Origin of the sequence: Parapedobacter luteus (assembly GCF_900168055.1) — a bacterium.
Taxonomy (GTDB): Bacteria; Bacteroidota; Bacteroidia; order Sphingobacteriales; family Sphingobacteriaceae; genus Parapedobacter; species Parapedobacter luteus.
In genome coordinates this window covers 69,388-81,822 of the sequence record NZ_FUYS01000013.1, presented here as the reverse complement: position 1 = coordinate 81,822, position 12,435 = coordinate 69,388, and the positions used below count along the sequence as shown (strand labels likewise).

The 12,435-nt window shown below is 53.2% G+C and carries 11 protein-coding genes; 8 read left to right on the top strand and 3 right to left on the bottom strand.

Going from position 1 to position 12,435, the window contains the following annotated elements; translation table 11 throughout:
- Nucleotides 1-31 precede the first annotated feature (31 nt).
- The 8 genes from B5X72_RS18545 to B5X72_RS18510 all read left to right on the top strand — a co-directional run bounded on the left by B5X72_RS18545 (nt 32) and on the right by B5X72_RS18510 (nt 10,282).
- Nucleotides 32-1,918 carry an alkaline phosphatase gene (locus B5X72_RS18545; RefSeq protein ID WP_079718453.1) on the top strand — a complete coding sequence of 629 codons (1,887 nt, stop codon included), beginning with the start codon at nt 32-34 and terminating at the stop codon, nt 1,916-1,918.
- Between the two features lie 149 nt (nt 1,919-2,067).
- Nucleotides 2,068-4,500: an alpha/beta hydrolase family protein gene (locus tag B5X72_RS18540; RefSeq protein ID WP_245827016.1), complete on the top strand. Its 2,433-nt coding sequence runs from the start codon at nt 2,068-2,070 to the stop codon at nt 4,498-4,500.
- Between the two features lie 20 nt (nt 4,501-4,520).
- Nucleotides 4,521-6,092, top strand: a complete 1,572-nt coding sequence (locus B5X72_RS18535; protein ID WP_079718424.1) for a glycoside hydrolase family 43 protein — start codon at nt 4,521-4,523, stop codon at nt 6,090-6,092.
- Between the two features lie 37 nt (nt 6,093-6,129).
- Nucleotides 6,130-6,516, top strand: coding sequence for a (deoxy)nucleoside triphosphate pyrophosphohydrolase (locus B5X72_RS18530; protein ID WP_079718423.1), 387 nt, complete (start codon nt 6,130-6,132; stop codon nt 6,514-6,516).
- Between the two features lie 47 nt (nt 6,517-6,563).
- Nucleotides 6,564-7,217 (top strand): HAD family hydrolase, encoded by a 654-nt coding sequence (locus tag B5X72_RS18525; RefSeq protein ID WP_079718422.1) that lies wholly within the window; start codon nt 6,564-6,566, stop codon nt 7,215-7,217.
- A gap of 280 nt (nt 7,218-7,497) precedes the next feature.
- Nucleotides 7,498-8,340 carry a 5-dehydro-4-deoxy-D-glucuronate isomerase gene (gene kduI, locus B5X72_RS18520; RefSeq protein WP_079718421.1) on the top strand — a complete coding sequence of 281 codons (843 nt, stop codon included), beginning with the start codon at nt 7,498-7,500 and terminating at the stop codon, nt 8,338-8,340.
- Nucleotides 8,341-8,376: 36 nt separating this feature from the next.
- Nucleotides 8,377-9,504 (top strand): DUF4861 family protein, encoded by a 1,128-nt coding sequence (locus B5X72_RS18515; RefSeq protein WP_176146263.1) that lies wholly within the window; start codon nt 8,377-8,379, stop codon nt 9,502-9,504.
- A 7-nt stretch (nt 9,505-9,511) separates the two neighbouring features.
- Nucleotides 9,512-10,282: an SDR family oxidoreductase gene (locus B5X72_RS18510; RefSeq protein ID WP_079718419.1), complete on the top strand. Its 771-nt coding sequence runs from the start codon at nt 9,512-9,514 to the stop codon at nt 10,280-10,282.
- Nucleotides 10,283-10,350: 68 nt separating this feature from the next.
- On the opposite strand, the gene nadD is transcribed toward B5X72_RS18510, so the two are convergent.
- Genes nadD through B5X72_RS18495 form a run of 3 tightly spaced genes read right to left on the bottom strand, consistent with a single transcriptional unit; the run spans nt 10,351 to nt 12,391 of the window.
- Nucleotides 10,351-10,929 (bottom strand): nicotinate (nicotinamide) nucleotide adenylyltransferase, encoded by a 579-nt coding sequence (gene nadD / locus B5X72_RS18505; RefSeq protein ID WP_079718418.1) that lies wholly within the window; start codon nt 10,927-10,929, stop codon nt 10,351-10,353.
- Nucleotides 10,930-10,934: 5 nt separating this feature from the next.
- The gene (gene gmk / locus B5X72_RS18500; protein WP_079718417.1) at nt 10,935-11,513 is read right to left on the bottom strand and encodes a guanylate kinase; all 579 of its coding nucleotides are present in this window, start codon (nt 11,511-11,513) and stop codon (nt 10,935-10,937) included.
- A gap of 2 nt (nt 11,514-11,515) precedes the next feature.
- On the bottom strand, nt 11,516-12,391 hold the full coding sequence (locus B5X72_RS18495; RefSeq protein ID WP_079718416.1) for a YicC/YloC family endoribonuclease: 876 nt from the start codon (nt 12,389-12,391) through the stop codon (nt 11,516-11,518).
- Nucleotides 12,392-12,435: the final 44 nt, after the last annotated feature.

The following is a 12,435-nucleotide window of genomic DNA, read 5'->3' as shown; positions in this document are numbered from 1 at the left end:
GTCAAATGGGGCAATGATTGAATCGATAAACATGAAAAACATCATCCATATACTGGGGCTGGCGGCGGCATTGCTGGTGGCGGCATCGGCGTCTTCTCAAATCCGCCCCGTGGCCTACGTGGGCAACGCGCACTCCCATAATGATTACAGCCGCAACAATCCGTTTACCCTCGCCTATAGTCTGGGGTTCGGCTCGATTGAGGTAGACTTGTTCTTCCGCGATGGGGAACTGTATGTGGCTCATGAAGCAAAGGAAATCAGCAGTGAACGCACGTTTGACAACTTGTATCTCCAACCGATACTCCAAGCTTTCAAGGACTCGGAAGACGGGTATCTTTATCCCGACCAGGGGCAACTGCAACTGCTGATAGACCCGAAAACGGATGGTACGGCTATCCTCAACGTGCTGACCGAAAAATTGCGGCCTTACCGGAATCATTTCGACAGCAAGAACAACCCCAAGGCGGTAAAACTGGTCGTGAGCGGAAAAAAACCAAGAGCCGCCAACTTTGCCGACTTCGATGAGATCTTCTTTTTTGACGGGGATTTGGGCGTACATTATACGCCCGAGCAGCTGGCACGCATCGGCTTATTCAGCGCGTCTTTCTCTTCCGTCTCCAAGTGGAACGGCCTCGGAAGGCTCACCGAGGCGGATTTAAAAAAGATAACGGCTATCGTGGATTCGGTACACCGCCTTGATAAAAAAATACGCTTTTGGGCAACCCCGGATACGCGAACCACATGGTACGAATGGGTGAAGCTGGGGATTGATTACATCAATACCGATGACCCGATTGGGGTATCGGAGTTTATGCGCAACTACCCGCGATATGCTTACCAGGAACAAGCGCCTTATGTGCCCTACCAGCCTCGCTACAGCGCCAAACCGGGCGCGGTACCGCGCAACGTTATCCTGCTCATCAGTGATGGAGCCGGATTGTCACAGCTTTGGGCGGCGGCCATTGCCAACCGCGGATTGCTGAATGTGCTCAATATGCCCTACACGGGTTATTTATATACCGGCTCGACGGATAACAGCCATACCGACTCTGCCGCGGGAGGCAGCGCGCTGGCTACGGGCGTCAAAACCCGCAACCGCCATATCGGCGTGGATACCTTAGGCAATCCCGTGACTAATATTCCCGACCGCCTCGCCGTGAAGGGGATGGTGAGCGGCATTGTGTCGAACGACCGCGTGACCGGGGCGACGCCGTCTTCGTTCTATGCCCATGTGAGCGAGCGCGACTTGTCGGACAGTGTCGCCCGTGGCCTGCTCGACTCCAAGCTTTCGCTGGTCGTTGGGGGCTTCCATCCGGCGTTTGCCAAAGCCGACAGTGCCTTGCTCCGCCAGCTGCGGGGCAAAGGGTTTGACGTGCAGCAAGGGGTAGCGGGTATCGAAAACAGCAGCAGCAAACGCGTGCTGGCGTTTGCGGAAGACCAAGTGAGCCAAGAATGGGATAAATTGAGCAAGGAGCAAGGGCGCATACGCACCGACTACCGCATGATCGAACATGCATTCCTGCCTTCGGTGAAATTCCTGGAAACACAGAGCGGCGGCAACGGCTTCTTTCTCATGGTGGAGGGAGCCAAGATAGACGGCGGCGGCCACGGCAACTCCATGCCTTTCACCGTAACGGAATACCTGAGCTTCGACAGGTTGGTGGGCCAGGCGCTGGAATATGCAGACGCCGACGGCGAGACACTCGTCATCGTCACCTCCGACCATGAAACCGGCGGCCTCGTGGTGCTGGATGGCAACGATAAAACCGGCCATGTGCTGGGAAGGTTTGCCACGACTGACCACACGGGAATCCCTGTGCCGCTGGCTGCGTATGGCCCCGGTGCTGAGCATTTTCAGGGATTCGTGGATAATTCGGAAATAGCGAAGCGCATCTACGGGTTATTGGGGGTCGAGTAGTGCGGTATGTGCTGATTCGGTGGCCATAGGCCGGCTGAAAATGTATAAAATTTTTGTTATGTGTTATCGGTTTGCCCGATAACTGCTTATAAATGCCTACGTTTGAAGGGCTGAAAAGCAGAATCTAAGTAGGTAAATAAGAGAAACAAATGGATTTTATACGTATGTACAACCTGAAAATGCGCAGGGTGGTCGTATCTTGCCTGTGGCTGTCGCTACTTCCTCTGGCGCAGGGCGCGATTGCTCAACAGCAGATAAAATACCAAGTGCCCCCGCAAAGTATCGTTGATTTGGTAGATGCACCGCGCGCCGCCGTGTACCGGTTCAGTACCGACGGCCGCTGGCTGATGATTTTGCACCCACCGGGCTACCAGTCGATCGAGCAGGTGGCGCAGCCGGTACTGGGTATTGCAGGCTTGCGCATCAATCCAATCACCAACACTTGGGTGGCCGAACAGACGGATACCTACAAAGCGGCAACCATACGAGACTTAAAGACGGGCGAGGAGTTTGAACTAACCGGAATGCCCAAGGATGTACAGATGGCCGATGTAAAGTGGTCTCCCAAAGGGAATGGCATCGCTTTTTTAAACAAATCCCTCAACGATACGGAGCTATGGGTGGCTGATCTTGACCAGCGCTCAGCAAGAAGAATCTTGAGCCAGGTGAATGATACCTACGGCGAATCGTTTCTTTGGGCAAAAGGAGGCGACGCGCTGCTCGTGCGCCAGGTGATCCGCAATCGTGGGCCTGTTCCGCCGCCGCCCGTGGTGCCCGAAGGGCCAATCGTGCAGGAAAATCTCGGAGGCAAGGCTCCTGCCCGTACTTACCAAAACCTGCTTGCCAATGCCCATGACGAGGCACTGATGGAATATTACTTGACTGCGCAATTGGTGGAGGTAGCGCTGGATGGCACGGCCAAGGATATTGGTGAACCGGGTATCTTTGAACGGGTATCGTATTCGCCAAACGGGAAATACCTTTTGGTGGAAAAGGTCGTCCGCCCGTATTCGTATGTAGTGCCGATCTCCAGTTTCCCCACTGCGGTGGCTATCTGGTCGGTGGACGGCGCGCCGGTAAAAGAACTGCACACTACTCCTTTGGCAGATAACCTGCCGCCGAGCTTCGATGCCGTCATTGCTGGCCCACGGAATTTTGCCTGGCAAAAGAATGCGGAGGCAACGTTGACCTGGCTGGAAGCGCCGGACGAGGGAAACCCGGAGCGGGAGGTTGAGTTTCGGGATGAACTGTTTGCCTTAGATGAGCCGTTCGATATGCAGGCAAAGAAAAAGCTATATGCGGCCAACTACCGGATTAGAAGTGTGTACTGGAGTGAGGATCGGGCAATTGTGAGCGAAAACTGGCGCAAGGACCGGAGTACGAAACTGACATGGATAGATCCGGCGTCGGCAACGGTGATAAAAACGCTGTCTACCCGCAAATCGGAAGATACCTATACTGATCCGGGTAACTTCATCATCGGAAAAAAGGGGCTACTGTTGACTGATAAGAAAGGTCGTGTGTTTACAACGGGTACGGGGGCCTCTCCGGAAGGTGACCGGCCGTTTGTGTTGAGATGGCAGCTGAACGACGGAAAAGTGGACACACTGTTCAAATCGCAGCGGGGGTATTACGAAGAGCCGGTTTTCTTTAACGACAGCGGGATTGTGTACTTCACACGCGAATCTGCGACCGAATCGCCCAACTTGTTTGCGGTGGCACTGCGGGGCAAAAAGGAAAGCCGACTGACTGACTTCCCGGATCCGTATCCGAGCTTGAAATCCGTACAGAAGCAACTGCTGTCATACCCGCGAAAGGATAGTTTGATGCTCAGCGCGACGCTGTATTTGCCTGCTGACTTCAAAAAAGGCGACCCGCCGCTGCCGGTATTGATTTGGGCGTACCCACGCGAGTTTAAGACCAAAGCGGCTGCGGGCCAGGTAAAAGGCTCCGCGCACCGCTACCCGGTGCTCGCATTCCGCTCGCCGGTGTACTGGGTGACGCGGGGCTATGCGGTGCTTGATCAGGCGGACATGCCCATCGTTGGCGAGGGCGACAGCGAGCCGAACGATACCTTCATCCAGCAAATAGAAGATAACGCCCGTGCGTTGATCGATTATGTGGTGGGTATGGGCGTGGCCGACAGGGATAGGATTGCTGTTGGTGGGCATTCCTATGGTGCTTTTATGACGGCAAACTTGCTTGCCCATACCGATTTGTTTGCGGCAGGGATAGCGCGCAGCGGCGCGTATAATCGTACTTTGACGCCCTTCGGCTTCCAGGGTGAAGCCCGCACGTACTGGCAAGCCAAGGACGTGTATGACGCCATGTCGCCTTTTACTTATGCGGCACAAATAAAGACGCCACTGCTGATGACCCACGGCATGGACGATGAAAACTCCGGCACCTTCCCGATCCAGAGCGAACGGCTGTATGCTGCAATCAAAGGGCATGGCGGTACCGTGCGCTTGGTATTGCTGCCCAAGGAGTTTCACGGCTACCGAAGCCGCGAAGGTGTGCTGCACACATTCTGGGAACAAGATCAGTGGTTGGAGAATTATGTAAAAAACCGAAAAAAATAAGCACAGTAAACGTTGAAGCGATGAAAAACACCGTACGGATATGCCTGGCGATATTGTTGCCAATCGTGTACAGCTGTACCGGCAATCGGCCTGCCGATAGGCAGCCCGCTGGACTGGCCATTGTAAACCCGGTTTTGCCCGGCGACCACCCCGACCCGACGGTCATTAAGATCGGCGATACGTACTGGGCGTCCGCCACATCCAACGAATGGGCGCCGTTGTTTCCGATTTATAAATCTACAGATTTGATCAATTGGGAGCAGGTCTCCTATGCGTTTGCTGACCTTCCCCTGTGGGCAAGGAACAATTTTTGGGCGCCTGAATTGGCTTATGACGAGGAACAGGGCAAGGTGTACCTGTATTATACGGCCCGAGATAAATCGACCGGGCGCCTCGCCGTGGCCGTGGCCAGCGCTCCGGCCCCGGAAGGGCCTTACACGGATCACGGGCCGTTGGTGAGCCAGGAGCTGGGTTCTATCGATGCCTACGAGGTAAAGGACGAAGACGGCAAAATCTATTTGCTGTGGAAAGAGGACGGCAACAGCAAAGGCCAACCTACTCCGATGTGGGCACAGGAAATCAATCCGGAGCGAACCGAACTGCGCGGTGAACCTCATCAGCTGTTTGCAAACGATAGCGAATGGGAAGGCAGGCTTGTAGAGGGGATAAGTGTATTTAGGCACAATGATTATTACTACGCGACCTATTCGGCAGGGGCATGCTGCGAAGTGACGTGTAATTATAAAACCGGTGTGGCCCGGGCTAAGCACCTACTGGGACCGTGGGAGAAGTATGAACATAACCCGGTATTGGTAGATAACGAGCATTGGAAATGTGCGGGGCACGGGACGGTGGTAGCACATGGGAATGATTTCTACTACCTCTACCATGCTTATAACCAGGCCGGAAGTGTATACGTGGGCAGGGAAGGGGTTTTGGAAAAGATCAACTGGACAGCCGATGGCTGGCCGGTGTTTGCCAATGATGCCGCCTACGACCGGGATGCCGAGTCAATAAACTATACCGATGATTTTCGGACCATGAGTCCGGTATGGCGATGGCGCGTAAACCAGCCCGCGGAATACCGAGTGGGTGACGAGGGGATCTTCTTGACGGCTTCCGCGGCGAACGATGGCATCGGTTCCCTGCTGGTACAGCCCATCACTTCCATTGATTATGAAGTGACGGCAGACGTGGTGCCGCGCACAACCAATGAGCAAGCGGGCGCTTCCATAGCGATGATTGGCGGCGCGGATAATCGGTTTGGCGCGCCCATTGCCGGTATAGGCGTGGGGGTGTTTGGTAAAAAAGTGAAGGTGTGGCGAATCAAGAAAGATGATATACAGCACCTGCAGGAGCTGGACCTCGCTGGAACGGAGGAGACCATTGCCTTGAGGATGGCCGTGGCCGATGGCCATGTCGTGACGTTTTCGTGGAAAGAGGGTGAGCATGGCGCGTGGAAAACAGCCTTGGAAGGCTATGACGCCGCGCCGCTTGTGCCCTGGGGGATGGGATTTAGGGTGGGCATCGCGGCGCGCGGAAACGGCGGCGAACAAGTCAATATCCGGCGGTTTGAAATCAAGAACGAATGATTGAGAAACAGCCCGTTACGTAATAAACGATTCGAATATGTTGGAGGTCACCTGCGCAATCATTCAAAACGGCCAACAGCTCTTGATCTGCCAACGGTCGGAGGCGATGAGGTTGCCCTTGAAATGGGAGTTTCCGGGAGGGAAGGTGGAGAACAACGAAACAACTGAAGCGTGTATCGTCCGGGAGATCAAGGAAGAGCTGAACCTGGATGTAGCGGTATGGAAGGCGTTAAATCCAGTGACGCATCATTATCCGGAGTTTTCCATCAGGTTATATCCTTTTGTTTGCCGTCTGCTCGGTGGCGAGTTAAAGCTGAAAGAGCATAAGCAGGCCTTGTGGGTGGCGAGGAGCGAGCTGCGAAATTTTGATTGGGCGGCGGCTGATCGGCCAGTTGTGGATGAGGTGGTGCACGCCGCTATTTGATGAGGGCATTATGCACCAGTCATCCAATAAATGTTATATTCACTCCCATGGAACAACTTAGCACAGTTATTTTTGATTTAGACGGGACGTTGGCCAACACGCTGCCCTTGTGCATCAGGGCGTTCCGGGCCTCCGTAGAACCGCTGGCTAACCGCGTATTTTCGGACAGCGAAATCATCGCCACGTTCGGGCCTTCGGAAGAGGGTACGATCATGGCGTTGGCACCCGACCATTTCGAGCAGGGAGTTGAGCGTTATTTGAGGTATTATGAGGAATTCCATACGATGTGCCCCACCGCGTTTGAAGGGATACCCGCATTGCTGGATATGCTTAAGCGGCAACACGTGGCGCTGGCGCTGGTGACGGGTAAAGGGCCGATAAGTACGCGGATTTCATTGGAATATTTCGGGCTGAACTCGTATTTTGACGTCATTGAAACAGGTTCGCCTGAAGGGCCCGTGAAAGTCAGGGGAATAAAACGGGTCTTGGAGGCGCTTGCGGTAAAAGACAGGGAAACGGTGATTTATGTGGGGGATGCGCCAAGCGATATCTCCGCTTCGAGGGAAGCGGGGGTGCCCGTCATCGCTGCGGCATGGGCGGATACCACCGATGCGGAGGCGCTGAAGGCGATGAATCCCGACGGAATATTTTATTCGGTTGGTGACTTTTCGGCATGGGTGGAACGCAAATTAGCGGGTTGATGGGGTTGCTTTAACAATTCTTAACAAATTGGTTATTTTTTGGAAACGTATGCTTCGTATCTTTGCTGCATAAAATTTGTCTTTTCATAATTTAGGTTTATAATTGGTTAGTTAATAGCCCCGATTCTCCCCGTTTCGGGGCTTTTTCGTTTACCAGCTTTCAGAAAATGGATTTGCTAATTCCTTGATTACCGATAGCGTAAACGTTTGCATTGTTGTGATAATGTGCTTAACTTAGCGCAGATTCAATGATACTTTTTGGATACCAAAACGAAAGACTATGAACGTAAACTATGAATCCCGCTATGCGATAGGACCTAATGAGGCCAACGCGTTGGATACGGCGGCACTGCGGGCTAATTTTTTAATTGAAACGGTGTTTGCCGATGACGCCGTCCAACTGGTATACTCACATTACGACCGCTATATTGCCGGAGGGGCCAAGCCGGTAAGCAAGCCGCTCCCGCTCGAGACCATCGATCCTTTAAAAGCAGCTTATTTCCTTGAACGGCGCGAACTGGGGGTCATTAATGTGGGAGGCGCTGGTAAAGTAACTGTGGACGGCGAGTTGTACGAGCTGGGATATAAGGAGGCATTGTACATCGGGAAGGGCAACAAAGAAGTTGTTTTTTTCAGCAACGATGCGAGCACTCCGGCCAAATTTTATCTCAACTCGGCGCCGGCACACCAAGCTTTTCCGACCAAGAAGGTGACCAAGGCTGAAGCGGAAATCGTAGAACTGGGGAGCTTGGAGACAGCGAATCACCGGACAATCAACAAGCTGTTGGTCAATAGCGTCATTGAAACCTGCCAATTGCAGATGGGAATGACGGAACTAAAGACCGGGAGCGTATGGAATACCATGCCTGCCCACACGCATGACCGCCGTATGGAGGTGTATTTTTATTTTGAAGTGCCCGAAGGCCAGGCCGTGAGCCATTTCATGGGGCAGCCGGATGAAACCCGCCATATCTGGATGCATAATGAACAGGCGGTCATTTCGCCTCCGTGGTCTATACATGCGGGGGCAGGAACGAGCAACTATACGTTTATTTGGGGGATGGCGGGTGAAAACCTCGACTATGACGATATGGATAAGCGTGCGATTGCCGATCTGAAATAACCACTAATACAGATAGACCTGATAATGATTAAAAAAATGAGTTGGACGGGCTGCGTCCTTTGTGTTTGCATGCTATTTGCCGCATGCGGTGGCAGCGAGCGAGGGCATACCTTGGTGGTGAGTAGCCCGTTGAATGCCGATCGCCAGGAGCTGGTAAGCGTGCCTTACAGCGAGTTTTGCACTTCCTTTGGCGTAGACAGCTTGTTTCGGGTTGTGGACGCGGCAACAGGTATGGAAGTGCCCTACCAGCTGGAGATGCTGGGGGCAGAGGAGCCTCAACACGTGCTCCTACAGGTATCCGTCCCTGCTTCAGGGACGATAACGCTTGCCGTTGAGGCCGATGCTCCGACGACAGCGCTGCGGCCGATGGCCTATGCCCGCTACGTGCCCGAACGGTATGACGACTTTGCTTGGGAGAACGATGTGGTGGCATTTCGCATGTATGGCAAAGCACTGGAAGGACGACCTGATGATGCACAAGGATTGGATTTGTGGTCAAAACGGACCACCGACCTCGTCATAGACAAGTGGTATGCCCATGGCGACTATCATACGGACCATGGCGAGGGGATGGATTATTATTCGGTGGGCCAGACCTTGGGTGCGGGTGATATCGCGCCGTTTGCTGAGGGGGATGTTGTGTATTCTAAGCACTACCGGACATACGAAGTGCTCGACAATGGGCCGTTGCGCACCACATTCAGGCTGGACTATGAGCCTTGGCAGGTGGCAGGTAAAACCGTGTCGGTAAGCAAGGTGTACAGCCTGGACGCCGGCTCACAGCTGAACAAAGTGGCGGTGACGTATACCGTCGATGGCGGCGGTGCATTGCCCGTGGCGATTGGCGTAGCCCGCCGAGCGGACCAAGGGACACACATCGGCGAGCAGCATCGGGGTATCTTCGGCTACTGGGAGCCGGAACAGGGAGACCATGGCATCACGGGCGTAGGTGTGATATTGGACAATGGCGGCTTTGATGGGCTGGAGACCACGCCTACGCAGTACCTCAATTTGCTGACGGTACCGGATGGAGGGACCATCACCTACTACAACGGCGGAGCTTGGAACAAAGCTGGACGGTTTGCGACAGCTGGTGATTGGTTTGACTACTTGGAGGCATTCAAAAAGCGGCAGGCTTCGCCCTTAATGGTGAATATAAACTAGGATATACATGGCAAACAACAATCGATTTGATTTGACAGGAAAGGTCGCCATAGTGACCGGTTGCAAACGTGGCATTGGCAAAGCAATCGCTGAGGCGCTCGCCGAGGCGGGAGCCGACATCATCGGTGTGTCGGCATCGCTTGAATTGCAGGAGAGTGCGGTATCGAAAGCGGTGGAGGCCATGGGCCGGAAGTTTTATGCTTATCAGGCCGACTTTGGTGACAGGAAGTCCGTTTATGCCTTCATTGAGCGTATCCGGGCAGAGCACCCCCGCGTGGATATATTGTTTAACAATGCGGGAACCATACTCCGCAAGCCGGCTGCAGAGCACCCTGATGAATACTGGGACAAAGTCATCGAAGTGAACCAAAATTCGCAATTCGTGCTTACCCGTGAAATTGGCAAGGACATGGTGGCACGGGGGAGTGGCAAGATCGTTTTTACGGCATCGCTGCTCACTTTTCAGGGCGGTATCAACGTGCCGGGCTATGCGGCCTCTAAAGGCGCGATTGGGCAACTCACCAAAGCTTTTGCCAATGAATGGGCATCGAAAGGCGTCAACGTGAATGCCATCGCGCCGGGCTACATTTCCACGGATAATACGGAGGCGCTACGTGCCGATGCCGACCGGAGCCGATCCATCTTGGAACGTATCCCGGCCGGGCGTTGGGGGGAACCCGACGATTTCAAGGGGCCGGCGGTGTTTTTAGCTTCCGATGCATCCAATTATGTGCATGGAACTGTGCTTACGGTTGACGGGGGCTGGATGGGTAGGTGATCTGGGCTATAACAGCCAGTGGTCATGGACGCGCGTTGCCGCGATAGCGCCTGCGGCCAGGTAGGGGATTATCGGTATAGATTCTTGCTTTCGATAAAATTCAATACGTTGTCGGGTACGAAATAGCGGATACTCTTGCCTTGCTTGACCGCGTTGCGGATAAATGTGGAAGAAAATTCCATCAACGGTGTATCGGTAATGGTGATGGAAGGGTGGTTTTCCCACTCCGGCGGTGCGGGGTAATTGGGTCTCGGGTACACGAAAATGTGATAGTCGCGCAGGATTACTTCAAAATTCTTCCACTTGCGGAGGGTGGTGAGGTTGTCTGACCCCATAATGAGTACGAACGTTGTCGTGGGATATTTTTCCTGGAGGTGGGCAAGCGTGTCAATGGTGTAAGACGGCTGGGGCAACGAAAACTCAATGGTGCTACTGCGGATACCCTCGGCCTGATCGAGGGCAAGATTGACCATTTCCAGGCGATCGTACATATTGATGAGCGAGTCTTTTTTCTTCAGCGGATTGTGCGGCGACACCACTAGCCAAACCTCATCAAGATCGGTATAATGCGCCATATAACTGGCGATAATCAGGTGTCCGGTATGTATGGGATTAAATGATCCGAAAAACAAACCGACGGTACGCATGGTAATTAACTTTTGTCCTGGTGTAGGAAGTTCAATACTAACTGTTCGGCCTCGGTGCAAGCTTTGTCGAGGTCGTCGTTGTGCAGGACGACATCGAAACGGTCTGCATACCTGAGCTCTTTTTCGGCCTTCACGATACGTTCGGCCAGTTTGTCTTCACTATCGGTACCCCGGCCGCGCAGGCGCTGCACGAGGATGTCCAGCGACGGAGGTTGCACAAATATGGCCATTGCGCGGTCGGCGTATTTTCGCTTGAGGTGCAGCCCTCCTTCGACATCGATATCGAAGATGACATGTTTGCCCAAGGCCCATATCCGCTCTACTTCAGAGCGGAGCGTGCCGTAAAACGTGCCGGAGTAGACTTCTTCGAACTCGATGAATTCTTTTTTGGCTATGCGGTGCAAAAACTCCTCCTTGGATATAAAATAATAATCTTTGCCGTCTACCTCGCCTTCACGCGGGGTGCGCGTGCTTGCAGAGATCGAGAAGCAAATCTTATCGGGATGCTTGCTCAGCAGGTGCCTGACAATGGTGGTCTTACCGGCGCCGGAAGGCGCAGAGAAAATGATAAGCTTTCCTTCCATGATCACAGTACGTTTAGCAGTTGCTCCTTGATTTTTTCGAGCTCTTCCTTCATGCGTACGACAAGCTGCTGTATGCCGGCGTGGTTGGCTTTCGATCCGAGGGTGTTGATTTCGCGGCCCATCTCCTGCGAAATAAAACCTAGTTTTTTGCCGTTTGCGTCTGCTGCGTCAAGGGCTTGGAGGAAATAATTGCAGTGACTCCTTAGCCGTACCTTCTCTTCTGTGATGTCCAATTTGTCGATGTAGAAAATAAGCTCTTGCTCAAAGCGGTTCATATCTACATTTTCCTTGCCGACGGCGTCGTCCATGTACTGGCTTATGCGATCGCGGATGAGGGGAATACGGTCTGTCTCTACATGTTCTATATCGCCCAGCAGCCGTAGGATTTCGGAGGTTCTGGACGACAGGTCTTGTTTGAGCACGCCGCCCTCGTCCCTACGGAATAAATCAAGCTGGGCTACAGCGTCCTGAAAGGCGCCCATCAGCAGGGCAGCTTCCTCTTCATCGGCTTCCTCTTCGTTGTGACTGATAACCTCGGGCATGTTGAGGGCAACTTCAAAGAGGTTGCTCCTATCGGCATCCAATTCTTTGGCGACCGTTTCCAACTGCCGGTAATAGTTTTTGAGTAATGCTGAATTGATGGTAGCGGCTGCCGCCGTTTGGTCGACATATTCGACGCTGACGACAACGTTGACCTTGCCTCGTTCGATAAGCCGTGAGCACTCGCTTCGCAGCGTAAGCTCTTTATCGGAAAAAGCCTTGGGCAATCGTAACATCAATTCCAGAAATTTTGAATTTAAGGATTTGATTTCAACCGTATATTTTACCTTTTGGTTGTCTCTGGCCCCTAAGCCATAGCCGGTCATGGATTTAATCATATGCAAAGGTAATAATTAGCTTCCAGCTTTGGGCATAGAAGGCC

What these genes read in the sequence shown, in the direction of transcription:
- B5X72_RS18545 (WP_079718453.1), top strand. Translation starts at nt 32, where the DNA reads ATGAAAAACATCATCCATATACTGGGGCTGGCGGCGGCATTGCTGGTG.
- B5X72_RS18535 (WP_079718424.1), top strand. Translation starts at nt 4,521, where the DNA reads ATGAAAAACACCGTACGGATATGCCTGGCGATATTGTTGCCAATCGTG.
- B5X72_RS18530 (WP_079718423.1), top strand. Translation starts at nt 6,130, where the DNA reads ATGTTGGAGGTCACCTGCGCAATCATTCAAAACGGCCAACAGCTCTTG.
- B5X72_RS18540 (WP_245827016.1), top strand. Translation starts at nt 2,068, where the DNA reads ATGGATTTTATACGTATGTACAACCTGAAAATGCGCAGGGTGGTCGTA.
- B5X72_RS18495 (WP_079718416.1), bottom strand. Translation starts at nt 12,391, where the DNA reads ATGATTAAATCCATGACCGGCTATGGCTTAGGGGCCAGAGACAACCAA.
- nadD (WP_079718418.1), bottom strand. Translation starts at nt 10,929, where the DNA reads ATGCGTACCGTCGGTTTGTTTTTCGGATCATTTAATCCCATACATACC.
- kduI (WP_079718421.1), top strand. Translation starts at nt 7,498, where the DNA reads ATGAACGTAAACTATGAATCCCGCTATGCGATAGGACCTAATGAGGCC.
- gmk (WP_079718417.1), bottom strand. Translation starts at nt 11,513, where the DNA reads ATGGAAGGAAAGCTTATCATTTTCTCTGCGCCTTCCGGCGCCGGTAAG.
- B5X72_RS18510 (WP_079718419.1), top strand. Translation starts at nt 9,512, where the DNA reads ATGGCAAACAACAATCGATTTGATTTGACAGGAAAGGTCGCCATAGTG.
- B5X72_RS18525 (WP_079718422.1), top strand. Translation starts at nt 6,564, where the DNA reads ATGGAACAACTTAGCACAGTTATTTTTGATTTAGACGGGACGTTGGCC.
- B5X72_RS18515 (WP_176146263.1), top strand. Translation starts at nt 8,377, where the DNA reads ATGAGTTGGACGGGCTGCGTCCTTTGTGTTTGCATGCTATTTGCCGCA.